General features: G+C 69.9%; 21 protein-coding genes and 1 pseudogene. 9 read left to right on the top strand and 13 right to left on the bottom strand.

Annotation, left to right across the window (positions count from 1 at the left end; all coding sequences use genetic code 11):
• The first annotated feature begins 38 nt into the window (after window positions 1-38).
• Genes ACVW00_RS15525 through ACVW00_RS15515 form a run of 3 tightly spaced genes read left to right on the top strand, consistent with a single transcriptional unit; the run spans window position 39 to window position 4,584 of the window.
• Window positions 39-1,094, top strand: a complete 1,056-nt coding sequence (locus ACVW00_RS15525) for a YlbL family protein (protein WP_457111796.1) — start codon at window positions 39-41, stop codon at window positions 1,092-1,094.
• Complete coding sequence (locus tag ACVW00_RS15520) at window positions 1,091-1,648, top strand: PPA1309 family protein (RefSeq protein ID WP_457111795.1); 558 nt, start codon at window positions 1,091-1,093, stop codon at window positions 1,646-1,648. The genes ACVW00_RS15525 and ACVW00_RS15520 overlap by 4 nt, the downstream gene beginning before the upstream one ends.
• Window positions 1,648-4,584 (top strand): UPF0182 family membrane protein, encoded by a 2,937-nt coding sequence (locus ACVW00_RS15515; RefSeq protein ID WP_457111794.1) that lies wholly within the window; start codon window positions 1,648-1,650, stop codon window positions 4,582-4,584. Before ACVW00_RS15520 ends, ACVW00_RS15515 begins: the two co-directional genes overlap by 1 nt.
• Here ACVW00_RS15515 and ACVW00_RS15510 read toward each other — a convergent pair whose 3' ends face one another.
• Window positions 4,585-5,412: an MBL fold metallo-hydrolase gene (locus ACVW00_RS15510; protein ID WP_457111793.1), complete on the bottom strand. Its 828-nt coding sequence runs from the start codon at window positions 5,410-5,412 to the stop codon at window positions 4,585-4,587.
• On the bottom strand, window positions 5,409-5,825 hold the full coding sequence (locus tag ACVW00_RS15505) for a nuclear transport factor 2 family protein (RefSeq protein WP_457111792.1): 417 nt from the start codon (window positions 5,823-5,825) through the stop codon (window positions 5,409-5,411). The genes ACVW00_RS15510 and ACVW00_RS15505 overlap by 4 nt, the downstream gene beginning before the upstream one ends.
• Before the next feature lie 73 nt (window positions 5,826-5,898).
• Between ACVW00_RS15505 and ACVW00_RS15500 the strand changes: the two genes are divergently transcribed.
• Window positions 5,899-6,498: a TetR family transcriptional regulator gene (locus ACVW00_RS15500; RefSeq protein WP_457111791.1), complete on the top strand. Its 600-nt coding sequence runs from the start codon at window positions 5,899-5,901 to the stop codon at window positions 6,496-6,498.
• A gap of 4 nt (window positions 6,499-6,502) precedes the next feature.
• Here ACVW00_RS15500 and ACVW00_RS15495 read toward each other — a convergent pair whose 3' ends face one another.
• Genes ACVW00_RS15495 through ACVW00_RS15475 form a run of 5 tightly spaced genes read right to left on the bottom strand, consistent with a single transcriptional unit; the run spans window position 6,503 to window position 12,673 of the window.
• Window positions 6,503-8,110, bottom strand: coding sequence for a xylulokinase (locus ACVW00_RS15495; protein ID WP_457111790.1), 1,608 nt, complete (start codon window positions 8,108-8,110; stop codon window positions 6,503-6,505).
• Window positions 8,107-9,174 (bottom strand): NAD-dependent epimerase/dehydratase family protein, encoded by a 1,068-nt coding sequence (locus ACVW00_RS15490; RefSeq protein ID WP_457111789.1) that lies wholly within the window; start codon window positions 9,172-9,174, stop codon window positions 8,107-8,109. Before ACVW00_RS15490 ends, ACVW00_RS15495 begins: the two co-directional genes overlap by 4 nt.
• Complete coding sequence (locus ACVW00_RS15485) at window positions 9,171-10,403, bottom strand: MFS transporter (protein WP_457111788.1); 1,233 nt, start codon at window positions 10,401-10,403, stop codon at window positions 9,171-9,173. Before ACVW00_RS15485 ends, ACVW00_RS15490 begins: the two co-directional genes overlap by 4 nt.
• A gap of 4 nt (window positions 10,404-10,407) precedes the next feature.
• On the bottom strand, window positions 10,408-11,601 hold the full coding sequence (locus tag ACVW00_RS15480) for an aspartate aminotransferase family protein (protein WP_457113123.1): 1,194 nt from the start codon (window positions 11,599-11,601) through the stop codon (window positions 10,408-10,410).
• The gene (locus ACVW00_RS15475) at window positions 11,489-12,673 is read right to left on the bottom strand and encodes a class II aldolase/adducin family protein (protein ID WP_457111787.1); all 1,185 of its coding nucleotides are present in this window, start codon (window positions 12,671-12,673) and stop codon (window positions 11,489-11,491) included. Before ACVW00_RS15475 ends, ACVW00_RS15480 begins: the two co-directional genes overlap by 113 nt.
• Before the next feature lie 124 nt (window positions 12,674-12,797).
• On the opposite strand from ACVW00_RS15475, the gene ACVW00_RS15470 reads away from it, so the two are divergent.
• The gene (locus ACVW00_RS15470) at window positions 12,798-14,015 is read left to right on the top strand and encodes a helix-turn-helix domain-containing protein (protein ID WP_457111786.1); all 1,218 of its coding nucleotides are present in this window, start codon (window positions 12,798-12,800) and stop codon (window positions 14,013-14,015) included.
• Entirely contained in the window at window positions 14,008-14,472 is a 465-nt protein-coding gene (locus ACVW00_RS15465; protein ID WP_457111785.1) for a nuclear transport factor 2 family protein, read from the top strand. The genes ACVW00_RS15470 and ACVW00_RS15465 overlap by 8 nt, the downstream gene beginning before the upstream one ends.
• A gap of 52 nt (window positions 14,473-14,524) precedes the next feature.
• Here the strand turns inward: ACVW00_RS15465 and ACVW00_RS15460 are convergent, their stop codons facing one another.
• Window positions 14,525-15,820 carry an MFS transporter gene (locus tag ACVW00_RS15460; RefSeq protein ID WP_457113122.1) on the bottom strand — a complete coding sequence of 432 codons (1,296 nt, stop codon included), beginning with the start codon at window positions 15,818-15,820 and terminating at the stop codon, window positions 14,525-14,527.
• A 275-nt stretch (window positions 15,821-16,095) separates the two neighbouring features.
• On the opposite strand from ACVW00_RS15460, the gene ACVW00_RS15455 reads away from it, so the two are divergent.
• On the top strand, window positions 16,096-16,503 hold the full coding sequence (locus tag ACVW00_RS15455) for a MarR family winged helix-turn-helix transcriptional regulator (RefSeq protein ID WP_457111784.1): 408 nt from the start codon (window positions 16,096-16,098) through the stop codon (window positions 16,501-16,503).
• Window positions 16,504-16,519: 16 nt separating this feature from the next.
• Here ACVW00_RS15455 and ACVW00_RS15450 read toward each other — a convergent pair whose 3' ends face one another.
• The 3 genes from ACVW00_RS15450 to ACVW00_RS15440 all read right to left on the bottom strand — a co-directional run bounded on the left by ACVW00_RS15450 (window position 16,520) and on the right by ACVW00_RS15440 (window position 21,087).
• Window positions 16,520-17,884 (bottom strand): SWIM zinc finger family protein, encoded by a 1,365-nt coding sequence (locus tag ACVW00_RS15450; RefSeq protein ID WP_457111783.1) that lies wholly within the window; start codon window positions 17,882-17,884, stop codon window positions 16,520-16,522.
• 9 nt (window positions 17,885-17,893) lie between these two features.
• The gene (locus tag ACVW00_RS15445) at window positions 17,894-20,335 is read right to left on the bottom strand and encodes a DUF6493 family protein (RefSeq protein ID WP_457111782.1); all 2,442 of its coding nucleotides are present in this window, start codon (window positions 20,333-20,335) and stop codon (window positions 17,894-17,896) included.
• Between the two features lie 272 nt (window positions 20,336-20,607).
• Window positions 20,608-21,087, bottom strand: coding sequence for a winged helix-turn-helix transcriptional regulator (locus tag ACVW00_RS15440; protein WP_457111781.1), 480 nt, complete (start codon window positions 21,085-21,087; stop codon window positions 20,608-20,610).
• Window positions 21,088-21,197: 110 nt separating this feature from the next.
• On the opposite strand from ACVW00_RS15440, the pseudogene ACVW00_RS15435 reads away from it, so the two are divergent.
• Both ACVW00_RS15435 and ACVW00_RS15430 read left to right on the top strand, forming a co-directional pair.
• Window positions 21,198-22,012, top strand: a pseudogene (locus ACVW00_RS15435) (oxidoreductase).
• 48 nt (window positions 22,013-22,060) lie between these two features.
• Window positions 22,061-22,570 (top strand): nuclear transport factor 2 family protein, encoded by a 510-nt coding sequence (locus tag ACVW00_RS15430; RefSeq protein ID WP_457111780.1) that lies wholly within the window; start codon window positions 22,061-22,063, stop codon window positions 22,568-22,570.
• A 262-nt stretch (window positions 22,571-22,832) separates the two neighbouring features.
• Here ACVW00_RS15430 and ACVW00_RS15425 read toward each other — a convergent pair whose 3' ends face one another.
• Both ACVW00_RS15425 and ACVW00_RS15420 read right to left on the bottom strand, forming a co-directional pair.
• Entirely contained in the window at window positions 22,833-23,438 is a 606-nt protein-coding gene (locus tag ACVW00_RS15425; RefSeq protein WP_457113121.1) for an aldehyde dehydrogenase family protein, read from the bottom strand.
• Window positions 23,439-23,702: 264 nt separating this feature from the next.
• Window positions 23,703-25,709, bottom strand: a complete 2,007-nt coding sequence (locus ACVW00_RS15420) for a fatty acid desaturase (protein ID WP_457111779.1) — start codon at window positions 25,707-25,709, stop codon at window positions 23,703-23,705.
• Window positions 25,710-25,779 lie beyond the last annotated feature (70 nt).

Raw genomic sequence — 25,779 nt, 5'->3', positions numbered from 1 at the left:
ATCGCCGCTGTGTTGCAGCAGTTTGAGAGGGTGACGCCATGAGTCGCCGCACGATTGCAGGCCTGCTCGCCTTCGGCCTGCTGGTCGTGGTCGGCGCGGTCACGGTCACCAGGCCGGTGAACTACGTGACCTTCCGTCCCGGGCCGACCATGAACGTGCTCGGCAAGTACGACGGGAAGACGATCGTCAGCGTGAGCGGCCACCGGGCCTACCGCGACGACGGGGCGCTCCGCATGGTCACGGTGTACGCCGGTGGCCCCGACGAGGGCACGAACCTCTTCGACCTGCTCTACGGGTGGGCCGACCCGAACATCGCCCTGCTGCCGAAGAGCATCTACCAGAAGGGCGAGACCGACGAGACGAACCGGCAGCAGTCGGCCGTCGAGATGAGCTCCTCGCAGGACAACGCGACCGCCGCGGCGCTCTCGGCGCTCGGCGTCTCCTACCAGAAGGAGGTCGCGGTGGCCGACGTCGCCGAGGACGGTGCGTCGGCCGGCAAGCTGGAGAAGGGCGACGTGCTGCTGGCAGTCGACGGCAGGTCGACGGCGGACCCCGACAAGCTGGTCACACTGATCCGCGCGGTCAAGCCCGGCACCCAGACCGTGGTCACCATCCGTCGCGACGGCAAGCAGCAGCCGGTCACGCTGACCACCAAGCCGGCGCCCGACGACCCGAAGGCGTCGCGGATCGGGGTCAGCATCCAGGAGAAGTTCGTGTTCCCGTTCAAGGTGAGGATCCAGCTGCCCGACACCGTCGGCGGTCCGTCGGCGGGGATGATGTTCGCGCTCGGGATCTACGACGTCCTCACTCCCGGCTCGCTCACCGGTGGCAAGCCGATCGCCGGAAGCGGTGAGATCACCCCGGACGGCAAGGTCGGCGCGATCGGGGGCATCGGCCAGAAGCTCCCGGCGGCGCAGCGGGACGGCGCCAAGCTGTTCCTGGTCGCCGCGGACAACTGCGCCGAGGCGGCTCGCTCCCACTACGACCCGGACAAGATGCGGCTGGTGAAGGTGAGCACGCTGACCGACGCGATCAAGGACGTCGAGACGTGGCGCGAGCACCCGCACGCCGACCTGCCGAGGTGCACCGGATGACCTCGGCGGACGAGTCGACGGAGAGCGAGGCGCTCCGGGCAGTCGTACGCGAGCTCGAGGCGCATGCGGCCGAGAGCGGCTGGGACCGGCCCGAGCGCCTCTTCGCACTGGTGCCGACCGCCGAGCTGGTGAGCCGGGAGCCGCAGCTCGCCGAGGCGCTCGGCCTCGCTCCTGAAGCCGAGGCGCCGGGCTTCACGCCCGTCGAGCAGGAGCCGCTGCCGCCCGGCAGCAGCCTCGAGGACGTCCTCGCGGAGATCCTGTGGCCGGCCGAGGTCGTCGGCTGTGCCGCCATCGCCGAGCGGCTCGTGCTGCCTCCCGACGCCGACGAGCACATCCCCGACGACCCGGCCGAGGCACAGGCCTTCGCCGCGGAGCATCCCGCCCGCGAGGAGGTGCGGATCGTCGCCGCTGCGCTGCGTGGGGGAGACTCTGCGTGCGCCCTGCGGCTACGGTCACATGACGACCCGGACTCGGTGCTCACCAGCCCCGATCTGGTGCCAGGCCTGCTGACGCTGCTGCACGCGACGCTGGAACCCGAGGAGAGCGGAAGCTGATGAGCGACTTCTTCAACGACGACCCCGAGGAGCCGCGTCGCCCGCTGCCCGTCCGCACGGAGTCACGGCGTCCGCGTCCGCTCGTGCTCACGCTGATCGTGATGGCGGTGCTGCTGATCGGGTTCTCGCTGTTCGCGGGCATCTGGACCGACCGGCTCTGGTTCGACAGCCTCGGCTACGGCGGCGTCTTCACCACCCTGGTGTGGACCAAGATCGGCATGTTCGTCGTGTTCGGCACCCTGATGGCGCTCGCGGTGGGCGGCAACCTCTGGATCGCCTACCGGCTGCGCCCCGTCTTCCGGGCGAGCTCGCCGGAGCAGGCGAGCCTGGATCGCTACCGTGACGTGATCACCCCGATCCGCCGGGTCCTGCTGATCTCGATCAGCGTGGTGTTCGCGCTCTTCGCCGGTGGCTCGGCGTCGGGCAAGTGGCGCACCTACCTGCTGTGGGAGCACCGGCAGAGCTTCCACAAGACCGACGCCTACTTCCACAAGGACATCGGCTTCTACGTCTTCACGCTGCCGTGGTTGCACTACCTGGTCGACTTCGCGATCACCGCCCTGATCCTGGGGCTCCTGGCTGCCCTCGTCGTGCACTACGTGTACGGCGGCATCCGGCTGCAGGCGCGCACCGGCAAGGTGTCCGGCCCGGCGCAGGCGCAGATCTCGGTGCTGCTCGGCGTGCTGGTGCTGCTCAAGGGCGCGGACTACTACCTCGACCGCTTCGACCTGACGTCGGCCGGGGGAGGGCTGGTCACCGGCATGACCTACAGCCGCGACCACGCGACGCTGCCGGCCAAGAACATCCTGATGGCGATCGCGGTGATCTGCGCGCTGCTGTTCTTCGCGAACCTGTTCCGCCGCACCTGGATGCTGCCCGCGGTCGGACTGGCGCTCTTCGTCCTCTCCGCGGTGCTGCTCGGGATGGTCTGGCCCGCGCTGGTCCAGCAGTTCCAGGTCAAGCCGAGCGAGCCGGACAAGGAAGCCTCCTACATCCAGAGCAACATCAAGGCGACGCGGACGGCGTTCGACCTCGACCAGACCAGCGTCACCGAGTACGACGCGAAGACGACGCTCTCCCAGCAGCAGCTGGGTGCCGACGCGGCGTCGTTGCCCGGGATCCGGCTGGTCGACCCGACCCTGGTCAGCGAGACCTTCCAGCAGCTCCAGCAGCAGAAGGGCTACTACAGCGTCGCGCCCGTGCTCGACGTGGACCGCTACCAGATCAACGGCCGTGAGCGCGACCTCGTCGTGGCCGCGCGCGAGATGCACCAGGACGGCCTTGCCGACGCGCAGAAGAACTGGGCGAACCTGCACACGGTCTACACCCACGGCTACGGGATGATCGCGGCCTACGGCAACCAGCAGGACAAGGACGGGCAGCCGGTCAGCAGCTCCGACGGGCAGCCTGCCTGGGCCGAGGAGGACCTGCCGCCGACCGGCCAGCTCACCGACCTCTTCCAGCCCGACGGCTACCGCGGGCAGATCTACTTCGGCGAGCAGAGCCCCAAGTACTCCATCGTCGGCAAGCCCAAGGGCGGCAAGGACGTCGAGCTCGACATCCCGCAGGGCGCGGGGACGACGGGTGCGTCCACGACCACCACGTACACCGGCAAGGACGGCGTGGGCATCGGCTCGATGTTCCGCAAGGCGCTGTACGCCGTGAAGTTCGGCGACTCGAAGATCCTGCTGTCCTCGCGGGTGCACTCCGACTCGAAGGTGCTGTACAACCGGTCGCCGCGCGAGCGCGTGCAGAAGGTGGCGCCGTGGCTCACCGTCGACAACGACGCGCTGCCGACAGTGGTCGACGGCAAGATCGTGTGGGTCCTCGACGGCTACACCACCACCGACCGCTACCCGCTGTCGGAGAAGAAGTCGTTCCGCGACATGACCTCCGACGCGATCAACCCGCGCACGGCGTACGCGACCCTGCCGACGGACCAGATCAACTACATCCGCAACGCGGTGAAGGCCACCGTGGACGCCTACGACGGGACCGTGACCCTCTACGAGTGGGACGACAGCGACCCGATCCTGAAGGCCTGGGAGGGCGTGTTCCCCGGTGTCGTGAAGCCGCGGGGCGACATCCCCGACGACCTGCTCGCCCACTTCCGCTACCCCGAGGACATGTTCAAGGCGCAGCGGAGCGTGCTCGCCGCCTACCACGTCACCGACCCCAAGACGTTCTACGAGGGCAACGACAAGTGGGACATCCCGGAGGACCCGAACTCCCCGACCCGCAAGCAGCCGCCCTACCGGCTGTCGGTGGCGACGAAGTCCGGGTCGGAGCCGGTGTTCTCGCTGACGTCGGTCTACGTGCCGTTCAACAAGCAGAACCTGGCGTCGTTCATCTCGGTCGGGGCCGACGCCGCCGACAAGTCGACCTACGGGAAGTTCCAGATCCTGCGTCTGCCCGACAGCACGCAGATATCAGGGCCCTCGCAGATCGCCAACCAGTTCAACTCCGACGACACGGTCGCGAACTCCCTGCTGCCGTTCAAGCGCCAGGGCACCCAGGTGATCTTCGGCAACCTGCTGACGCTTCCGGTGGGCAATGGGCTGTTGTACGTGCAGCCCGTGTACACCCTGCGTGAGGAGGGGTCGGGCAACTATCCCGCGCTGCGCTTCGTGCTGGTGTCCTTCGGCACCGACGTCGGAGTCGGGCCCACGCTCACGGCTGCGCTCGATGACGTGCTCGGCAAGGCACCGACGCCGGCGGCTCCCGGCACGCCGACCCCGGGGGGCACCACCGGGAACGGCGGCACCGGGGACAACACGCAGCTGCCGACCAAGGCACTGAAGCTGCTGCAGCAGGCGGACGCGAAGTTCGCCGAGGCCGACGCCGCGCTGAAGAACGGCGACCTCAAGGGCTATGCGGACGCCGTGCAGCAGGGGCGCGACCTCGTCGAGCAGGCGATCAACGCCGGCAAGAAGTAGTCACGGACGCCGTACGTCGAGGACCAGGCCTTCGCGTGCGACGAGCACGGGCAGCTCGCCGGCCAGGTCCTGTGCCCAGCCCGCGATCTCGTCCAGGGCGGCGTCGGTCCGCGCGGGGGAGTGGTGGAACAGCATCAGCGCGCCGGCGGCCGACTCCTGGGCGAGCTTGATCGCGTCCTGGACGGTGGCGTGGCCGTAGTCGACGGCCAGCGGTCGCTCGCCCTCGACGAACTGGGCGTCGTGGACCAGCATGTCGACGCCGTCGAGCAGCGCCCGGAGCTCCTCGGAGATGCCGGCAGCGGGTGCGTGGTCGGGCAGGTAGGCGATCGACCCGCGTTCGTCCTCGACCCGCACCGCGTACGTGCGGCCGCCCTTGTGGGCGATCTCGACGGTGGTGACGGTGAAGGACTCGATCTCGTGGGCACCGTCGTCGAGGGCGTGGAACGTCCAGGCGCCGCGGAGTCCCTCGGGAGTGATCGGGAACGCCGGCGGGGCGAACGACTGCGCGAGCAGGTCGCGTCCCGACCTGCCCTCCTGCGCCGGCACGTAGAGGTCCACGCGCGCCGCCTCCCGGTCGCCGGCGGTGAAGAAGGGCAACCCCTGCATGTGGTCCCAGTGCAGGTGGCTCAGGACGATGGAGCCGTCGAACGCGCGACCGTCGAGGAGCGCAGTCAGGGAGCGCAGGCCGGTGCCGGCATCGAGCACCAGCGTCGGCACGTCGGCGCCCTCGGGAGTGATCGCGATCGAGGAGGTGTGCCCGCCGTAGCGGACGAACTCCGCGCCGGGCGCGGCCGTGGAGCCGCGGACGCCGAGCAGATGGAGCTTCATCGTCCGGCCGGACGCAGCACGGCGACGTCGCCGAGGGATATCTGGATCTCGAACCATCGCCGGCTGATCCGCCAGCCTGCGTCGGTCCTGACCCACTGGTCGTCGTACTCGCCCATGCACTCGTACGACGACCCGTCCATCGGGCCGGCACCGACGTGGTGGACCCGGCCGTAGGTGCGCGACCGCGCGCTGTCGCCGTCGACGGCCACCCGGTGGTTGCCGAGCAGGTGCTGGGTCGGGCCGACGCCGCCGAGGTGCGCCTGGATCTGCTCGACGAGCGCGTCCTGCCCGCGCACGCCGTAGGCGTGCGTGTCGTGGGTGAACCACCCGCGCAGCGCGTCCCAGTCGCGTGAGTCGAGCGCAGCCGCGACGGCGGCCAGCGCCTCGACGATCTGCTCGCGGTCCGTGTCCATGGATGCTCCTTCGGCCATACTGTTCGCCACGGCCGCCGCACGGCGGCCGTGTCCCTGTCCGCCAGGAGGCGTCGTGCCGCGTGTCGGCGAGTCTCGTGTCCCTGCCGAGCCGAGCTCGGCCGGGCAGAAGGCACGCTACCGCCGGATCCTCCGCGCCGCCGCGAGGCTCGGCGCACGCGACGACCTCGAGCGCGTCCAGATGCAGGACGTCGCCCGGGAGGCGAACGTCGCGATCGCCACCCTCTACCGGTACTTCCCGTCCAAGGTGCACCTGTTCGCCGCCGTGATGCGCTCCCAGGTGATCCGGCTCGAGGAGGAGACGGTGGCGCCGTCGCCGGGCGACGACCCGGCGACCGGTGTCTCCGACCTGCTGGTCAGGATCGGCCGCGAGATGCTCGCCCAGCCGCAGCTGTCCCTGTCGATGATCCAGGCCAACAACCTCGCCCAGAAGGTCCCGGGCTCGGGCTCGGAGCTGATCGACACGACCTTCGAGCAGATCGTGATGCGCACCGCCGGGTTCGACGCCGACCCGACGCCCGACCACCACCGGCGCGCGCGCCTGGTGATCCAGTGCTGGTTCGGCGTCCTCATGTCGGTGCTGAACGGCCGCACCTCGGCCGACGACGCCGACGCCGACGTACGGCGCGCGTGCGAGCTGCTGCTCGGGGAGTGAGCCCTCAGGACCGCGGCCGGTTGTGGCGCGCGTAGGTGCGCCGGTTCCTGCGGTACAGCGCGGTGAACGTCTGGTACTGCCGTTCGTGGACGGCCTGCCGTGCCGGATCGGGATCGTAGGAGTGCGCGATGCGCACCTTCGCGGGGATCTCGGCCCAGGTGAGCTCGCCGATCCCGACGGCGGCGATGAGAGCCGCGCCGCGGGCGTTGGCGAGCACCGGGTCCTCGGCCTGGCGGATGGTGCAGCCCAGCACGTCGGCCAGCGTCTGGCACCAGAGTGCCGACCGCGCACCGCCGCCGATGAAGGTGAGCTCGCCGAAGCCGTCGGGGAGCTCGCGGCGCAGGAACCGCTCGACCGCCTCCTTCATCCACCGCGTGTTGAGCGCGATACCTTCGAAGACGCTGCGGGCCAGGTCGGCACGGGTCGTGCTCAGGGAGACGTTGAACCAGCCACCACGGACGTAGGGGTCGTCGACGGGCGTGCGCTCGCCGTTGAGCCAGGGGGCGAAGACGACGCCGTTGCTCCCCGGCGGGGCTGACATCGCCAGGGCGTTGAGCCGCTCGAGGGCGTCGTCGGGTCGCGGCCGGTCCTCGAGCATGCCGTCCTCGGGGTAGACGACCTGGTCGATGAGCCAGTCGATCGCCTTGCCGGCGACGTCCTGGATCGTCGCGACCCAGTAGCGATCGGGGACGACGGCCGGCAGCGAGGCGATGTTGTGGCGCACGTCGGTGCGCTTGAACGGCACGTGGGCGCTCAGCCACGCCGACGTGCCGATGTAGAGGTGGCCGACGTAGTCCTCGACCGCGCCGGCGCCGACGGCGGCGGCAGTCGTGTCGCCGGTGCCGGCGATGACCTGCACGCCCGGCCGGAGGCCGAGCTCGGCCGCGACGTCGGACCGGATCGGGCCCACGACGGTCGCCGGCCGGACGAGCGCTGGCAGCTTGGCGAGATCGATGCCGCAGCGGCGGGCCAGCGACTCGTCGTACCGGACGGCCGAGGGGTCGCGGTTGTCGGTGCACCAGCGCTGTACCGCCGTGTCCCAGCCGGCGACCGCCCGGCCGGTGAGCCGCATCGTCAGGTACTCGGGCACGTCGAGCAGGTGGGTCGCGGCGGCGTGCACGTCGGGTTGCTCGTGGCGCAGCCACTGGATCTGGCCCACCGGGTCCTTGCCGCTGCGGGACGGGGCGCCGCCGGTCTTGCTCAGCCACTCGCGCAGGGCGAGGGCGTTGTAGCCGGCGCCCGGCACGGTCACTCCACCGGAGGTCAGCTCGCGCGCGTACTCCGCGCCGCGCCCGTCCATCCAGATCACTGCGTTGCGCAGGTGGCGGCCGGTCTCGTCGACCGGCACCGTGCCGGCCCACTGGCTGCTCATGCAGATCGCCGCGATGTCGGCGACCGGCACGAGCTCGCGGCCCAGGAGCCGCCGGGTGGCAGTCACGATGGCGCGCCACCACTCGTCGGGATCCTGCTCCGCCCCGCCACCGGGCAGCAGGATCAGCTCGACGTGCTCGGCCTCGTGCCCGAGAATCGCGCCGTCCGTCGTCGCCAGCGCCACCTTCGGGCCGCCGGTGCCGAGGTCGACGCCCAGGACGTAGGACGAGGGTCCGGTCACGGACGACCCTTCTTCGTACGACGCTGCTCGCGCCAGGCCTGGTGGTGGTCCAGGACAGTCTCCTCGACCCGGCGGTAGGAGATCCCGAGCTCCTCGACGCTGCGGCGGTTGTCGACCGGGAAGGTGATCGCGAGGTGCTTGCGGATGTAGTCCTGGGTCAGTCCGAACCGGGGGCCCAGGACCCGCACGACGGCATCGGGCACGCCGTGGCGCGGGAGGCCGAGCCGGCTGGGGTGCCGGTCGCGGATGATCCGCGACATGTCGCGCATCGAGACCATCTCCGGTCGCGCGAGGATGTAGCGGCCGGTCGCGGACTCGACCTCCGCGGCCCGGATGTGGGCGGTCGCGACGTCGCGCACGTCGACGAAGGTGAAGCTGAAGCTGGGCGCCCCGTAGAAGAAGTAGCCACTCATCAGCTCGTTCATCAGGAACAGACTGCCCGAGTCCGACGCGGTGCCGAGCGAGGGGCCGAGCACGAGGCCCGGGTTGATCGTGACCATGCTCCAGCGGTCCTGTTTTCGGGCAAGGCTCCAGGCCTCGAGCTCGGCGACCGTCTTGGCGTAGTGGTAGGGGTTGTTCGCCAACGTGCTGGTGGTGTTGAAGTAGTCCTCGCTGAGGGTCCCGTCCCTCATCTCGCGCACGTCGACGTAGTCACCGAAGATCGCGCCGACGGTCGAGGTGAGCACCAGCCGCTCGACGCCGGGCGTGCGGTCGATCGCGGACACGACGTTGCGGGTGCCCTCGAGGGCCGGCTCCAGAAGGTCGCGCCGCCCGTCGCGGATCTGCTCGGGCAGCAGGAACGGCGAGGCGACGTGGAAGACGTACCGGCAGCCGGCCATCGCCTCGTCGAACGCGCCCCGACGCATCAGGTCCGCCTCGAAGAGCTCCAGTGAGCCCGGCTCGCCGGCCGCGAGTCGACGGAGGGGCTGGACCTTGTCGGCGCGTGCCAGGTCGCGCACGCTCGCGCGTACGGCGTACCCGCGGCGGAGCAGCTGTTGCACGAGGTGGCTCGCCACGAAGCCGCTGCCGCCGGTCACCAGCACCGTCGACTGCTGCCCGCTCATGCCCGGAGCCCTTCGTGTCGAGGTCGTCCGTCGTCCAGGTGTGAGCGCGCGTGGTCGGGCAGACGGGTCGCCAGGAAGATCCCGGGGATCGCGAGGGCCGAGATCGCCACCAAGGCGACGTACGGGTTGCCGATCACCGCTTGGACGACCAGGACGAGCACGACCCCGCCGAGGTTGCCGGCCAGCAGCAGGAACCCGGTCGTGGTGCCGGCGCGCTGCGGCCCCGACTCCAGCTCCGACCAGTCCAGCGCGACCGGAAGGCCGGCCAGGAGCACGAAGCCCTCGATGGCCAGCACGATCCCGGCGAACAGCACGTCGTGGACGAGGGCCACGGCGAGGAAGGCGAGCATGGTCGTCACCGTCGTGGCGAGCAGCACCTCCCGGCGCTTGTTGCGCCGGTTCGCCGCTGCCGGCAGGACGGCGGCGCCGAAGATGCCGGCCAGCGTCATCACCGCGATCAGGCCGCCCGCGGCTCCGGGGTGCCCGAGGTCGCTGAGGATGCTGTCCAGCCAGGTCGCGACCGCGTTGAAGACGCCGACGCCGACGAAGAGCAGTCCGGCGAGCCGCCAGATCAGCGGATCGTGCCGGAGCCAGCCCAGGGACACCTTCTGGTGCGCCTCGGTCGGGAAGGCCGGGGGGACCCTGACGGCGACGAGCACGGCGGCTGCCGCGGCCGCGGCGAGCACGGCGTTGCTGACCAGCACGAGCCTCAGGCCGCCGCCGTCGTAGAGCGCGGCACCGGTCACTGCCGCGAGGAGGATGCCGACGAACTGGGCGGCGCTGGCGACCGAGATCGCCGTCGTGCGCTCGGCCGGCGGGAAGTAGCGGGCGGCGATCTTGGTGCTCGCGTTGAGCACCAGCGGTTGCCCGACCGAGAGCACGAGCTGCCCGGCGAACACCCAGGCGTACGACGCCGGGTGGACGATGCGCAGCCCGGCTCCCGCCGCGGTGAGGACCGCTCCGGCCGAGAGCGCCGCTCCGAAGCGCCGGTCCATCCAGCGCCCGGCCGGGATCGCCACCAGCACGAACATCAGCGGGTTGATCACCGCCAGGTCGCCGATCGCGCCCTCGGAGACGTGCAGCGCGCGATGCGCTTCGGGCGTGATCGGCGCGAACGAGAGCCACAGGACCTGGGAGGAGCAGACCAGCAGCCCGAAGGCGCCGAGGACGAGCCAGCGGCTGCGGTGCGCCACGAGGTCCGCTGTGGTGCCCGGCCGCACGTCCGACACCGGGTCAGACCCCTTCGACCTGGGCGAGGACCTGGTCGAACCGCGCCAGGGCGTCGTCGATGACCTCGTCGGTGTCGGCCATCGAGGTGTACATCCGTGACCCGGCCAGGGTGATCAGGCCGTGGGCGGCGTACGCGGCACCCATGTGCTCCATCATCTTCTTGCGCGGCTTGTTCTCCTTGAGCAGCTTCAGCGGGTTGTGCATGTCCAACAACATCACGCCGCTGCACTCCAGGTGCACGATCGAGCCCTGGTTGTAGGCGACGTAGGGCAGTCCGTACCCCTCGATCAGCCGCTGCAGGCCACGGGTCAGCCGGTCACCCGCGCGTCCGGCGATGACCGGAGCGTTGGTGCGCGCCATCTCGGCGATGGCGAAGTAGCCGGCCGCGCTGGAGAGCGGGTTCGCCGACAGCGTGCCGCCGACCTGGATGTGCGCGCCCGACTTGCCGTCCAGGCCGGAGCCGAAGACCGCCATGACGTCCTCGCGACCACCGACTCCGCCGGCCATCGGGTAGCCACCGGACACGGCCTTGCCGAGCACGGTCAGGTCGGGCATGACGCCGAAGTAGCCTGCCGCGCCGCCCATCCCGGTGCGGAAGCCGGTGACCACCTCGTCGAAGACCAGCAGCGCGCCGAACTCGTCGCAGAGCTCGCGCACCTTCGCGTTGAAGTCGTACGGCGCCGGCCGGGTGCCGGACTCCGGGCCCAGCGGCTCGACGATCACCGCCGCCGTGCCCCCCAGCGCCCTGTTCTCGATGAGCTTGCGCTTGAGCTGGCCGAGGTCGTGGGGGAACGACTCCCGGGTGTGGCTCGTCGTCGCGAACGGGATGCCCTTGGCGTTCATCCGGAAGGTGCCGGGCACCCGGAGCCCGTAGACCAGCGAGTCCGACCAGCCGTGGTAGGCGCCGCCGAGCTTGACCACCATCTTGTTGCCGGTGAACGCCCGGGCGCCGCGGACGGCCGCCATCACCGCCTCGGTGCCGGAGCCCAGGGAGCGGTACATCTCGATGTGCGGCATGTACCGGTTGATGATCTCCGCGAGCTTGAGCTCGTACTCGTGGAACAGTCCGGTGACCGGACCGGACTCACGGATGATCTCGGCGACCTTCTCGTTGACCGGCGCGTAGTTGCTGCCGAGGATCGTGGGTCCCCCGGCCTGGAGGAAGTCGATGTAGGTGTTGCCGTCGCGGTCGACCAGGTGGGCACCCTCGGCCTTCTCGATCGCCAGCGGGAAGGGGAAGTTGAACGCGAGGTTGTGCTGGACGCCGCCCGGGATCCGGGTCTTCGCCCGGTCGGTGATCTCCTTGCTGGCCGCGCACTTGGTGTCGAAGTAGTCCAGCACGCCGAGCAGTGCGTCGTGGCGCAGCTCCCGGACGGGCTGGGCCACCAGTGCCTTGAGCCGGCGCATCGTGTCCTCGACGTCGGGATACCGGCTGATCGCGTAGCCGAGCCGGGGCGGCTTCGCTGCCGGGCGTCTCCACGACCTGGGTCTCCGGTCCCGGCGTACCCGCCTGCGCGATCTGCGCCGCGGTCGCGTCCGCACTCGGCAGGTCCTCGGTCGGCGCGACCCGGACCGGCGGCACCGACTCGGTGATCTGCGCCGCGATCCGCTTCTCGTCCTTGCGCAGCTTGGTGAAGGCGATCTCCCGGATCGCCGCCGGGATCGTGTAGACCTTGCCGGACTCCGTGGTCAGCGCGAGCAGGTAGGCGATCGAGACCTTCTCCAGCAATGCCATGTTGAACACGGCGCGATCGGGGTCCGTGCCCAGCGCGACGATGCCGTGGTTGGCGATGATGAACGCGTTGTCGCCGCCCGCGACCTTCTTCTGCACGTTCTTCGCCAGGAAGCCGGTGCCCGCCGGCGCGTAGTCGATGATCGCGACCCGCTTGCCGAGGAACCGGACCTGCTCGTCGGTCAGTGCCGGGATCTCCTTGCGCAGGTAGGCGAGCGCGGAGGCGTAGGGCTGGTGGGTGTGCACGATCGCGTTGACGTCGGGACGCTCCCGGTAGACGTTCGCGTGCATCCCGCACTCGATCGACGGCGCCAGGCCCGAGCCACCCGGGTCCGGCACGTGCGTGCCGTCGAAGTCGACGATGCAGATGTCCTCGACCCGCATCTGGTCGTAGTCGTAGTTGCTGGGCGTCACGGCGTACAGGCGCTGGCCGGGGATCCGCACGGACACGTTGCCCTCGGTCGCCTTGAGGTAGCCACGCTCGAGCATGGTGCGACACATGTCGACCACGTGCCGGCGAGAGGTGAGGTGCTGCATCGGAAGGCTCCTTGCTGGGCGCTGAGTCCGTGGATCCATCGTCGCCCGCCGGGCCGCGCGTGTCTCCGTCGCGGGAAGACGGAGAATTCGCACCAGAACTATCACGGCATGACAAGATCGGGGGGTGAACGACCTCGTCGCCCCGGCAGCTCCGTGGGCCCGGCTCCCGCGTGAGCTGGCCGTGGTGCTGGGTGCCCGGCTCGAGCACACCGTCGCGGCCGTCGTGCGCAGCGTGAGCGAGTCGGTCCCCGCGCTCGAGGCCGGCGAGAACCCCAAGTTCGAGCGTGACGCCCACACGGCCGTCCGCGCCGCCGTCGAGCGGTTCCTCGAGCTGGTCGGCACCGACCAGCCGGCGTTGCCGCCGCCCGCCCGGGAGACCTTCGTCGCGCTCGGTGCGGCCGAGGCGCGTGACGAGCGCAGCCCCGATGTGCTGCTCGCTGCCTTGCGGACGGCGAGTCGCGGGCTGCTGCGCACCGCGTCGGAGGGGCTGGCCGAGATCCGCACCGTCGGCACGGGTGAGCTGCTGGACCTCGCGGATGCCGTCACGGCGTACGTCGACGAGCTGGTCGCGGCGAGCACCGACGGCTACGCCCTGCAGCTGCGTGAGCAGGCGGGCGAGACCGACCGCAGGCGTCGGCTGCTCGCCGAGCTGCTGCTGCGCGGCAACGCCGCCGAGACGGCCGTCAAGGCAGCGGCTGCGGACGTCGGCTGGCGCCGGCTGGACGCGGTCGTCCCGGTGCTGCTTCCCTCGGAGCACGCCCGGGACGCGCGCTTCCGCTACGGCGCGGACGGCGTCGTGCTCGACCGCCAGGACGATGCCGTCCTGATCGTCAGGGAGGGCCGGCGTGCCACCCGGGCGCAGCTGGGGGAGGCGCTGCGCGGCCGGTCGGCGGTGGTCGGCCCGATGCTCGGATGGAGCCGTGTCGCCGAGGGCGTGCGGCTGGCCGAGGTCACCGCCCAGCTCGTCGCGGACGCGTCGGGGGAGGCGGTCTTCGTCGACGACCACCTGGCGACCCTGGCCGTGCGCGGCGGTGACTCGAGCGCCCTGGCCGTGCTGGCGGCTCGACGCCTCGAGCCGTTCGCCGGTCTCCAGGTCGCCAACCGCGATCGGCTCCTTCGTACGCTGCACAGCTGGCTGCGGCACTGGGGATCGCGTGGGGACGTCGCGGCGGAGCTGTTCATCCACCCGCAGACGGTCAGCTACCGGTTGAAGCGGCTGCGTGACCTGCTCGGCGACGGTCTGGACGACCCGACCACCCGCTTCGAGCTGACGCTCGTGCTCGCGGACCGCTTCGGCGGCGCACCTCGTGGCACGCGACGTGTTACAAAGCCGCATGACTGAACGATCTGCGCAGGACGCCGTGCTCGGCCTGTGGCGCACGCTCTCCGCGCGGGACTGGGACGGTCTCGCCGAGTGGCTGACCGACGACTGCGTGTACGTCGACATGCCGGTCGGGCCGACCGCCGCGGCTCGCGGGCCGGCCGACATCGTCAAGCGCCTGCAGGTCGGGCTGCTCGAGCTCGCGGCGTACGAGAACCACGACGGGCTGATGGCCGTGTGCGCCGACCCCGAGGGCGACGTGGTGATGTACGAGCACTCCGAGACCTGGACGTTCGGTTCGGGTGAGGTCGTGCAGCTGCCGTTCGTGAGCGTGCACCGCGTGCGCGAGGGCCGGGTGTCGCTGTGGAAGGACTACTGGGACTTCGGCAGCGTCCAGAGCGCGGCGCCTGCCGGCTGGGTCGAGCGGCTGATGACCGCCGACACCTCCTGGATCTTCGACGCCACCGGCATGGTCTGAGCCCGGTCCCGGTCGCCGCAGCGACCGGGACCGGGCTCTGTCCGGCGTCTGCTCAAGCGGCGAGGTCCGGCTGCGGCGTCGCGCCGTCGAGGTCGGCCTCGATCTCCTCGACGGCCTCACTGCCGCGCCGAGGGATGACCGCCAGGACCGCGACGAGCGCGCCCACGATCGACACCACTGCTGCGAAGACCAGGCCCGGCCGGTAGGCGTCGAGCATCGAGGCCGGGGTCGGCCGGCCGGTCGGGCTCGCCGTGATGATCGCCGTGGTCACGGCCAGCACGATCGCCGCGCCGACCTGCATCGAGGTCTGCAGCACGCCGGCCGCGAGGCCCTGTTCCTCGTCGTCGATGCCGCTCGTCGCCTGGATGTTCACGGCGGGGAAGCCGATCCAGCCGACTCCGATCAGGAGAACCGCCGGCAGGATCCCGGTGACGTACGTCGGCGTCGTGTCGATCCTCAGGAACAGCAGGTAGCCGACCGCCATCACGCTCAGCGTGACCGCGATGATCCGGGCGGTGCCGTACCGGTCCACGAGCCGGTTGGAGAACACCGAGGACGCGGTGACCATCAGCCCGACCGGGAGCAGGGCGAGCGCCAGCTCGATCGGTGACCAGCTCAGCGTGTCCTGCAGGTACAACGTGACGATGAACTGCCAGCTGAAGTAGGAGCCGCCCATCGCGACGATCGCCAGGCTCGCCCTCACGAGCGTGCCCTTGCGCAGGATGCCCAGGCGGATCAGCGGGTGGGCCACCCTGGTCTCGGCGAGCACGAACGCAGCCACCAGTGCGGCGACGCCGACGAAGGACCCGATCGTGCGCAAGGATCCCCAGCCGACCTCGTGCGCGGTCACCACGGTGTAGACGAGCAGCAGCATGGCCGCCGTCGAGGTCACCGCTCCGAGCAGGTCGTGCCCACCCTCCTCGGCCGGCTTGTCGCGGGGGACGAGCGTGATCGCAGCGGCGAGCGCGATCAGCGCGATCGGCACCGGGAGGAGGAAGGTCCAGCGCCAGCCGACGTTGGTCATCAGACCGCCGAAGACGAGCCCGAACGAGTAGCCGCCCGCGCCGAACACGGTGTAGATCGACAGAGCCTTGTTGCGCGCCGGTCCCTCGGCGAAGTTGGTGGTGATGATCGAGAGCCCGGTCGGTGCGGTGAACGCAGCGGCCAGGCCCTTGATGAACCGGGTGAGGATGAGCAGCGGTCCGCTGCTGACCAGGCCTCCGGTCAGCGAGGCGATCGCGAAGACCGCCAGCGCGATCAGGAACACCTTGCGCCGGCCGAGCAGGTCCGCCGTCCGGCCGCCGAGGAGCAGCAGTCCGCCGTACCCGAGGACGTAGCCGCTGACCAGCCACTGCAGGGACGACGTGGACAGGTCGAGCTCGGTGGCCGATCGAGGGGAGGGCGACGCCGATCATCGAGACGTCGAGTCCGTCCAGGAACAGCACGATGCAGAGGGTCATGAGGAGTGCCCAGGTCCGTCGGGGCCAGGCAGAGGAGGTCGAGGGTGTCGCGGGTGGAGCCGAGATCGATGTCATGGAACGGGAGCCTTCCATGCGTCTGCATTGGATGCAAGTGCATTTAATGTGGTTGCATCAAGGCCGCTTCTTGGCTATCCTCCGAGACATGACCGCCGCCCCCGCAGCCTCCCGCTCGGGGCGTCGCGCGCCGGAGGCGCCGGTCGGTGAGTGGCGCGAGCTGCTCGATCGGCACGCCAAGGTGAGCTGTGCGCTCGAGAAGGCGCTCGAGGACGAGCACGCGATCGGGCTCAGCGAGTTCGAGATCCTCGACCGGCTGGTGGACGCGAACTGCGGGAACTACCGCATGACCGACCTCGCCCAGGACATCTACCTGAGCCAGAGCGCGCTCTCACGCGCGGTCGGACGGCTCGAGCAGGACGGCCTGGTCAAGCGCAGCATGTGCACCGATGACCGACGGGCCATCTTCGTGTGCCTGACCGGCGACGGCGCGACCCGGCACCGTGACGCGTTGCCGACCCACCGCGACGTCCTCGCCCGCACCTGGGGCGACTGACCGCCTCGGCTCGCGCTCACTCGCGGCGCATGCGCAGCAGGTTGACGGCAAGCGCGTGCTTGCACGGTCCGCGGCTGCCCTGGTGCCTGGCGAACCACGGGCAGGTGCAGCGGTCCCCGTCCGGCGTACGCCGGACTACGTGCTCGACATCTCCGCTCCGGACGTGGGCGATGTCGCCGTCGAGACGCACGGCTCCGGCATCGAGCAGTGCTCTGGCGTCGCGCAGCCTCGGGTGCATGGCGGCCAGCCGCTCGGCGTCGTAGGGAAGCTCGCGGTGGAAGTAGGCGCCCCGGGCGGTGTCGAAGCCGACTCGTCCGGCACCGCCGAGTCGCCCGAGTGCGCGCAGTACCCGAGCAGCCGGCAGGCCGGCCTCCTCGGCCAGGCGGTCGACGTCGATCGTGGGCTCGAAGGCAAGGAGCGTCGAGACGGCGTCGGCGTCGTCCGCCGACTCGTCGTCTGCGAGGTCCCACAGGACGCCGCCCTCGCCGGAGAACCCGCGGCTGGACTCGGGGCTCAACGCCAGGACGAGCCGCGCATCCTCGAGCTCGAGCTCCCAGACTCCCGCGGTGCCTTGCGGATCGTGAGGGCCGGTGTAGGCCCTCAACGAGGTGGCGAACCGGAGCAAGGGCTCCAGCGGCTTGAGCCGCTCCGGGCTCGACAGCGAGACGCCGCCGGGCGTGGGTCGGGTCGTGAGGCGCAGCCCGGGCCCCGCGGGCACGACCCACACCGGCTTGCGGGTCCCCGAGCTCGGGAGGCCACGGATGAACCGCCTGGCCTCCACGGCAACCACCTCGAAGGCCGGCGAGACGGTGGCCGACGCCAGCTGGACCTCCGCAAAGCCCTTCAGCCACCGCTCGGGCAGCGGGACCTTCCTCTCGGTGACCTCCGCGTCCAGGGTCCGCACCACGACGTCCTCGCCGACCCGGAGGTGGAGCGGCTCGAGGCCGGCGACGCGCGCGAGGGCGTCGCGCATCGGAGGGTTGAAGTCGACGTTGGTGGTGCCGGTGTCGACGACGCGGCCGTCCAGGCTCGCGGGCAGGACGTCGTACCGGGCGTAAACGCCGCAACAGGCGGAGAAGCTCTCGAATCGGAGCCCGTCGCCGTTGCTCGTGACGACGGGATCCGCCGTGCGGAGGATCGCGGCGACCATGCCGGGTGGGGTGTAGAAGCGCGTCCGTGCGACCCGGGCGACCGCCAGGAGGGCTGCGGCGGACTGCTCGGGATGGCCCAGGAAGCCGTCGAAGAAGACCGGGTGCGCGGCCGGACCTCGCGTGGTGCGCCCACCACTGGTGGCGAGCACGAGCTCGGCGCGGCCCTTGTCGAACGTGACGGCGGACGGGCGCACGTAGCTGTACGTCTGCTCCTCCGCGACCGCCGCCATGGTCGCAACCTACCCAAGCAGCAGCCGTGCGGTCCTGGATGCGGACGAGGAGCCGGAGAGCTGACCGAGCCACCCGACCAGGGCGGGATCCGTGACCGGCCACCCGTGGCGGAGCGCCTCGTCGCGCAACAGCTCGAGCAGCTTGTGCAGGCCACGATGACCGACCGGCAGTCGTGGCAGCAGCTCGGTGAGCACACCGACGGCGGTGGCGCTGCCGCCTGGGGCCTGCGTCACCGCCGTGAGCGACTCGGCGCACCTGCTGGCCGGCCATGCCTCGGCGTACTGCGCCAGAACGACGGCGAGGTCGGTGACTGCGATGCGACCGGTCGGGACGAGGTCGAGGAACGCGTCCACGGCGTGGAGGCGGTGGTCGCGGTGCGTCGCGCAGAGGCCGGCGGCGAGTGTGTGCACGGCGAGCGTGCCCAGCCGGCCCGGATGGCGGGCCAGGGCGTCGAGGGTCGGGGGCACGTCGTGGGCGACCTCGGCCCAGCTCGGGGATTCGAGGACCGGGAGAGCAGTGTGGGCCAGGAAGTGTTCCGCGTCGTGGGGCCAGATCGCGGCCAGGGCAGGGATCGCATCACCGGTGGCGCGGCTGATCCCTCCCGCGCCCCACCGGTCCGTGCGCCCGTCCAGCAGCTCGGTCGGCTCGTCATCGGCCGACTCGCGGGCGATCGAGACCCGAACCGAGAACCTGGTGTACCGAGACGTGCGCTCCGCGCCGTTCTGCTGCCAGACGTGGCTGCTGACCTCCGAGTGGAGCTGTGGCGCCTCCGCGTCGGAGTAGGGAGCGCGCGAGCGCTCTGCCGCGACCCACCAGGCGTCCGGACCGGCACGGCGTCGCCGCGCTACGGGCTCGGGTGGCGCGACGCCGCCGAGCGCGAAACGGACCGCCGGAGGGAGGTCCGGGTGAGCCGCCTGCTCGCGGTCGTCGGGGTGGAGTCGCAGCAGGGCGGCGACGAGGTCATGGTGTCGGGGTTGCGGGTGGCGTCCGAGGCGCTCGACCAGTGCTGCGGGGCTGACCCAGCCGCCGGGCAGGTCCGGGGTTGCGAGCAGCGGCGCGTCGCTCAGTCTGAGCTCCCCGGCTCGGCGTACCAGGAAGCGCAGGGCGGGAGCTGTCGGCTCTCCGGTCGGCGTCGGCTCGCCGAGGAGCGCCAACACGGTCCGGGCTACCAGCTCCGTCACCCGTACGTCGCCGCGCCCGAACTGCACTCCTCGCTCGGCAACCTGTCGGGCCCTCTTGCACAGCGGCACCAGGCGTTCTTCGCTGCCCGGCACGGTGAGTGCGTCGAGGACCGCCTCGAGCTCGAGCGGGTCGGAGGCGTCCTCCAGCAGGGCCGCTGCCCGTTCGGCCAGGTCCTGGGGACCGACGCGAACGGGGGCTGGGACGAGAGGTTGCACGAGCCGCTCGCTCGCGACCGGCACTCGGGAGCGCAGCGCCAGACCGAGGTCGACCTGGACGCTCGGCGTGAGCTCGTCGCCCGAGCCGGCGAGGGACTCACGCTCTCCGAGGTCGGTGAGCAGCGTCGCCGCCGCGCGCTGGACATCGGCGTGGCTGTGGCCGAGCGCCGTGGTCGCGATCCGCACCGCCGCGATCCGATGGTCGGGTCCGGCGGCCCGTGCGAGTCGGAGCGCTTCCAGTGCCGTGCCCTTGGCCTTGGCGAGCGTTGCCGGCGCGAGCAGCTCGAGCGTCTCCGGGAGGTCCAGGGCTCCGGCCTTGTGGATCGCCACGAGCTGCCTGAGCGCGAACGCGACGGTCGCAGGCACGGAGGCGCCCAGCAACCGGCGCAGCTCGGACTGGGAGCCGGCGCTCTCCTCGGGTGAGGGCTCGAGGGCGAGGTACGTCGCCGAGAACCAGCCTGCCCGGTAGGCGGCGAAGTCGCGTCCGAGTGCCCGGAGGCACTCTTCGAGCACCCTCGTCCGGTCGAGGGTGCCGTCGGCGACCAGCTCGAGGAAGGCATGGCGCCATTCGTCGCCCCCGAACCGGTCGACGTTGGTCAGGCTGACCTCGCCGCCGCCCTCGACCTCGAAGACCCGCCAGAGCGCGCGTTCGACGAGCTCCGGATCGGATCGGAGCTTGTCGGCCTTGTCCCGCCCGAGCGCGCTGACCATCGCGAGGACGTAGGTGTCGTCGGGGTCGAGCGTCACCAGACCCAGTCGCTCGAGCAGCCGGATCCGCACGAACCGCTCCCGCGACCAGGACGTCCTCGACGCCACCCGGAGCTCCCGCTGGACCAGGCCGTCCAGCCACCGGGGCCTGTTCGACCGAGGTTCGGCCAGCCCGTTCTCCAGGTCGCCGAGTGCGCCGTCGATCGCGGCGATGAGCGCCTGGTCGCGTTGCCAGGCGGCCTCGAAGGTCATCGACGCCACCGGCTCGGCCCGCTGGCGGATGAGGCCGTGGACGACGCCGGGGTCGGCGCCCGCCACGGCGGAGTACGGGGGGAGGTCACCCATCACGGACGCCGAAGGACGCTTCCACAGCTGAAGGGTAAGCGGGACGTGGCGCCCGCCGTGGTCGACTCGGAGCCGAGATCGGGCTCGTCGCGAGTGCCACGGTCACCGTGAACCTCCTTCCTGGTCGCCGAATCCGTCGGCTGATCTCTGCAGCGTCGGCGCGTTTGCCCGCGCCCTGCCCAAAGACTCCTGTGAACAGCAACCGGGTCGGGTCAGCGAACGACCTCGAACGCGAAATCCTTAGTCGCGGTCGCCGCCTGTCGGCCCGCCAGTCAGGCGTCGGCGTGCTCGGCGTGTTCGGCGTGGATGGTTTCGCTGGTGATCGGCTGGCCGCAGTGGTGACATACCAGATCGACCTGAAGCGGCTGACCACAGGAGTGCCAGCGTGTGAGCGCCGGTTTGTCCACTGCCCACTTGTCGCCCCACTGGGAGAGAGCGAGCATCACCGGGAACAGTTCCCGCCCAGCCTCGGTGAAGTGGTACTCGTGGCGCGGCGGGTGTTCGCTATAAGGCCGGCGTTCGATGACTCCGGCTGCCTCCAGCTTGCGGAGTCTGTCAGCGAGAATGTCGCGCGACGCCCCGGTATAGCCGGCGATGCGGGCGAACCGGTGCACCCCGTAGCTGATCTCGCGCAGGGCAAGCAGCGACCACCGCTCACCGAGGACCTCCAGAGCGCCGGCGAGCGAGCACGGACGGACTGCCAAGGGCTGCTCAGCCATCCGGATGGCGGGACGCGCGTCGGAATCGGTCATGCACCTCATCTTAGACGGGTGTGTTGCGATTTCCAACTCACTAGTCTAAAGTGAAACCAGTCAGTAGGAAATCACAACACACCATTTCCCTTTGCGTTCAGGAGCTCGCGATGAAAACAACTCGCCCGGTGGCACTCGTAACAGGAGCCTCGTCCGGCATCGGGAAGGAAGCCGCGCTCGCGCTGGTCAAAGCAGGTTTCGACGTGGTCGGCACAAGCCGCGACACCTCGCGCGCCACCCGCTGGAAGGAGTGATGTTCCTGGACCTGGACGTTGCCAGTGACAGCTCGGCCACCGCCGCGGTCCAGCAGGTGGTCGAACGCTTCGGGCGCATCGACGTTCTGGTGAACAACGCTGGCATCGGCGCCGTCGGAGCGGTCGAGGAAGGCTCGATCGCGCAGGCCCAGGCGGTATTCGCGATCAACGTCTTCGGTGTCATGCGAATGGTGAAGGAGGTGCTGCCGCACATGCGAGCCCAGGGACACGGGCGGATCGTCAACGTCTCCTCCGTTCAGGGCTTTCTCCCCGCGCCCTACATGGCCGTCTACGGTGCCTCAAAGCATGCGATCGAGGGTTATTCCCAGTCTTTGGACCACGAGGTGCGGCAGTACGGCATCCGGTCGTTACTCGTTGAACCCGCGTACACCAAGACGGGCTTCGAGGACAAGCGCGAGGAGCCCGATGTGCCACTGCCGGTGTATGCCGAGCAGAGGCAGACCTTCGACCGCGTGATGGCGGCGGCGTTCGCGGACGGCGACGACCCCGCCGTGGTAGCCAAGGTTGTGCTTTCCGCAGCGACGGACCCGAAGCCGAAACTGCGCTACACCGCCGGCACATTGGCCGGACGCGCCAGCATCCTGCGCCGCTTCGCGCCCCCCCGGGCCTTCGACCATCAGATCCGCAAGCTCAACCAGCTGGCCGGCTGACACCAGCTCGCTCCACAATGCCTATCGCCTTTCATGCCAGGAGAAGCCATGCTCGACACCTCTGACCCCGCTGCAGCGACCGTCGACCGTTGGCGGGCCGCCGCCGAAAGTAGTGACGTCGAAGCTGCACTCGCCTGCCTGAGCCCGGACATCGTGGTCACCTCGCCTCTCACCGACCAGTTCCGCCTCGAGGGAACCGATCAGGTTCGCGACTTCTTGGCGGCGGCGTTCACCGCAGTCAGGGGCATCAATTTCCACACCCAGACCGGTCAGGGCAACAGTTACGCCCTGGCCTACCGGGCACGGGTCGGCTCCCAGCCGTTCGAGGAGGCGCAGCTGCTGGTACTCAACGACACCGCACACATCAACCAGATCACGCTCTTCGGCCGTCCGCTGCCGGCGCTGACTGCCCTCATGATCGCCCTCGGGCCGGATCTTGCCCGGCGCCAGGGACGCCGCGGCCTCGCGACACTCCTACGTGCTAGCGCCACACCGATACACGTAATGGTCACCTCCGGCGACCGCACGATCGTCCCCCGAACCCGACCCAGGGGATGACCGACCTGATACCTCGCGCCTCACGCCGCTCGACGAGTCTGTCGTCGCCGGACAACCGGCGTGGCCGCCTAGCGGCACCGCGCTTCGCTGTGTCGAGATCGGAGCAAGCCGTGCACGAAAATTGGCCTTGTTCAAGAGACTGGGTACCGATCACCAGCGAAACCATCCATGCGTGGCCCACCGGGCAGGTCGTTGACGTGACGCTCCTGCAATCCACGAATGAATCGGGCGTAACGCGTGACCCCCGTAGTGGCGTTCACGGTCATTTCAATCCAGCTCGTCTCGCCAGGGTCAGCGCCGCCGTGACGACTTTTGCCCACAGACGGTGGGGTACCCCGCGAGGCGGTGCGAAGCCGAGCAGCCGCTGATGTGCCACCGTCTGAGCCTCGGTGTACTTCAGCAATCCTTCGGCGCCGTGGCGACGACCGAGGCCGGAGGCGCCCATGCCTCCCATGGGGGCATCGAGGCTGGCCCAGGCCGCGCCGAACGCTTCGTTGACGTTGACGGTGCCGGCATGCAGCCGGGCGGCCAGCGCTCTTCCGCGAATGCCATCGCGGGTCCAGACGCTGGCGTTCAGCCCGTAGACGGTGTCGTTGGCCAACGCCACAGCTTCGTCGTCGTCACCGAACGGGTAGACCGATACCACCGGACCGAATGTCTCGTCCCGATACAGACTCATGGCAGGTGTGACGTCGGCTAGCACGGTCGGTTCGTGGAACAGCGGGCCGACGTCGGGCCGAGCATTGCCGCCAGCCAAGACCTTGGCTCCCTTGGCGACCGCGTCAGCGATGTGTCCGAGGACCATCTCCAGCTGACTCGTGCTGGTCAGTGACCCGACATCGCAGCTGTAGTTGTACGCAGTACCCAGGCCGTCACGTCGGCCGGGTTTGCCATCGGCAGGTCCGCGATCGGCGCTCCGGTGTACGGCGCCCGGGTAGTGACGCGCGCGGCGTCGGGGCCGGCAGTCGCGCGGGCGACTAGGCGATCGACCACTTGGGGCGTGAGCGAGGCGGGCAGCCCTTCTCGGAGCAGGCTAAGACGGTCAACGAACACCAGGGTTCTCCTTCGGTGCGGATGGAATGGTGTCGCGCGGAAGAAGCGGCCGCCGACGCGACAAGACGTGTTGGCGAGCTCAGGCGTCGTAGTCGACAGTCACCACTGGTGTGGTCGGGTGCGATTGGCACGTGAGCACGTAGCCGGCTTCGACAACTGCCGGCGACAGCGCGAAGTTTTGTTCCATCGCGACCGACCCCAGCGGTACCTTGGCTTTGCAGGTGCCGCAGGCTCCGCCGAGGCAGGCGTACGGCGCATCCAGTCCAGCCTTCAGTGCGGACTCCAGGACAGTGTCGCCCGCGGCGAGCTCGACCTCGTGCTGACGACCGCGCAGGCCGATCGTTACCGCCGCCGGGGTGAAACCGTCGGCGACCTTGGGCTTCTGGTAGCCGTGGAAGAGTTCCACGTGGACATGATCCGGATCGGCGTCCCGCTCGATGAGCAGGTCGCGTAGATCGGCCACCATCTCAACCGGCCCGCAGAGGAACCATTCGTCGACCGAAGCGGCCAGGCCGGCGTCGAGCAGCTGCTCGAGCTTCGGACGATCAGCGCGACCACGAAGATGCGCCGGGTGTCGTGGATCGCGGGAACGCAGGTGGATGATTCGCAGCCGGTCGGCGTAGCGCGACTCGAGGTCGGCGAGCTCATCGCGGAACATCGTGCTGTCGGCATCCCTGTTGCCGTAGATCAGAACGAAGCAGCTCTCGGTCTCGACTGCGAGCGTCGTCTGCAGGATCGACAGTGCAGGGGTGATGCCACTGCCGGCGACGATCGCGACGTAGTTCTTGGTGGCGAGCGGATTGAGCGCTGTGCCGAAGGAACCGGTTGGGGTCATCAGGTCGAGGGTGTCGCCGGCCCGGAGCTGTTCCATCGCGAACGTGGAGAAGGCCCCGCCAGGGATGTGCTTGACGGCGATCGCGAGAGTGCCGGAAGTTGCCGAGGAGCAGATTGAGTAGTTGCGCCGTACTCCCTCGCCTCCTAGGTCAGTGCGAACGGTCACGTGTTGACCGGGTTCGAAGGAGAACTGGTCACGCAGGCCGTCGGGCACCTCGAACCGGATCAGCACACTGTCGTCGGTCAATTTCTCGACGCTCGCGACCGGGATGGGGTGGAACTCCGCAGCGCGGGCTGAGGAGCGCTTCGGCATTCGCACAGGGAGGAGTCGGGCGAGTTTTCCGTTCAGCCGTTTCCAGTCGCGGTACTCGTCCGGGTCAAGCTGCTGGCCGAAGACGGTGCCGATCGCGGCATCACGCTCGAGGTAGGCCTCCTCGTTTCGTCGCCAGGTTGCGACGTAGCGGTGGAACGGGATCGAGGGGTGCAGGTGGTGGACGAGGTGGTAGTTCTGCGAGAGGAGCAGGGGCGTGAGGATCCATTCGGAGCCGACGCGGTTGCGGGTGGCGCGGTAGCGGTTCTCCTGCTGGGTGTCCTCGAGGTCGTGGTGCGGCAACCAGTCGAACCACCAGGCCAGAACGAACATGGCGACCCGCTCGGGGATCAGGTAGACCACCGCCAGCGTCCACAGGTGTCCAGTGAACGCACAGGTGATGATCACCGCGACAGTCGCCCCCATCAGGAAGACTGTCTCCAGCACCTCTCCCCGGGGACGGCGCCGCGCGTTGCGCACCAGGAAGGTCAGGTACGGCACGTCCATCAGCGGGAACCGCACGGGAAGCTGCCACATCGGGGCGCCGCTGACGAAGTGGTCCGGGTCGTTCTCGTCATCGTTGGTGTTGCGGTGGTGCTCGATGTGGATGAACGCGAACGACTTGAACGAGATCAGCGGTGAGACGAAGAACATCGCGACCCGGCCGAAGGCCACGTTCACCCAGCGGTGTGTGCTCACCGAGTAGTGCGCAGCGTCGTGCAGCACCGTGAACAGCACGAAGATCGCGGCCGCACTGAGCAGGACCGTCGCCAGGCCGGGAAGCGTGTCGCTCACCGCGGCCCACGTGGAGAACGCGAAGACCGCCAGGGCACCGAAGAAGATGCCGACCACGGGCCACGAGATCGTCGGGACCCCCGCACCCGCGTCGGGAAGCGCGTGGCGCGTGGCTGGGGGCGCGGATTGCTCGGTGGTAGCTGACATGCCCCGCAATCTACGAACCGCGGGCCACCCGTACCAGTGGTGCCGAGCCCAGGTCCGTGTGCGCGCAGCA

Source organism: Marmoricola sp. URHA0025 HA25, from assembly GCF_054059435.1.
This window is presented reverse-complemented; position numbering and strand designations above follow the sequence as displayed.

Excerpts from the sequence above, each read along its gene's own strand:
- ACVW00_RS15465 (WP_457111785.1), top strand. The coding sequence starts at position 14,008 with ATGACTGAACGATCTGCGCAGGACGCCGTGCTCGGCCTGTGGCGCACG.
- ACVW00_RS15505 (WP_457111792.1), bottom strand. The coding sequence starts at position 5,825 with ATGGACACGGACCGCGAGCAGATCGTCGAGGCGCTGGCCGCCGTCGCG.
- ACVW00_RS15490 (WP_457111789.1), bottom strand. The coding sequence starts at position 9,174 with ATGAGCGGGCAGCAGTCGACGGTGCTGGTGACCGGCGGCAGCGGCTTC.
- ACVW00_RS15445 (WP_457111782.1), bottom strand. The coding sequence starts at position 20,335 with ATGGGTGACCTCCCCCCGTACTCCGCCGTGGCGGGCGCCGACCCCGGC.
- ACVW00_RS15430 (WP_457111780.1), top strand. The coding sequence starts at position 22,061 with ATGCTCGACACCTCTGACCCCGCTGCAGCGACCGTCGACCGTTGGCGG.
- ACVW00_RS15475 (WP_457111787.1), bottom strand. The coding sequence starts at position 12,673 with ATGCAGCACCTCACCTCTCGCCGGCACGTGGTCGACATGTGTCGCACC.
- ACVW00_RS15510 (WP_457111793.1), bottom strand. The coding sequence starts at position 5,412 with ATGAAGCTCCATCTGCTCGGCGTCCGCGGCTCCACGGCCGCGCCCGGC.
- ACVW00_RS15520 (WP_457111795.1), top strand. The coding sequence starts at position 1,091 with ATGACCTCGGCGGACGAGTCGACGGAGAGCGAGGCGCTCCGGGCAGTC.
- ACVW00_RS15525 (WP_457111796.1), top strand. The coding sequence starts at position 39 with ATGAGTCGCCGCACGATTGCAGGCCTGCTCGCCTTCGGCCTGCTGGTC.
- ACVW00_RS15440 (WP_457111781.1), bottom strand. The coding sequence starts at position 21,087 with ATGACCGATTCCGACGCGCGTCCCGCCATCCGGATGGCTGAGCAGCCC.
- ACVW00_RS15420 (WP_457111779.1), bottom strand. The coding sequence starts at position 25,709 with ATGTCAGCTACCACCGAGCAATCCGCGCCCCCAGCCACGCGCCACGCG.
- ACVW00_RS15455 (WP_457111784.1), top strand. The coding sequence starts at position 16,096 with ATGACCGCCGCCCCCGCAGCCTCCCGCTCGGGGCGTCGCGCGCCGGAG.
- ACVW00_RS15450 (WP_457111783.1), bottom strand. The coding sequence starts at position 17,884 with ATGGCGGCGGTCGCGGAGGAGCAGACGTACAGCTACGTGCGCCCGTCC.
- ACVW00_RS15515 (WP_457111794.1), top strand. The coding sequence starts at position 1,648 with ATGAGCGACTTCTTCAACGACGACCCCGAGGAGCCGCGTCGCCCGCTG.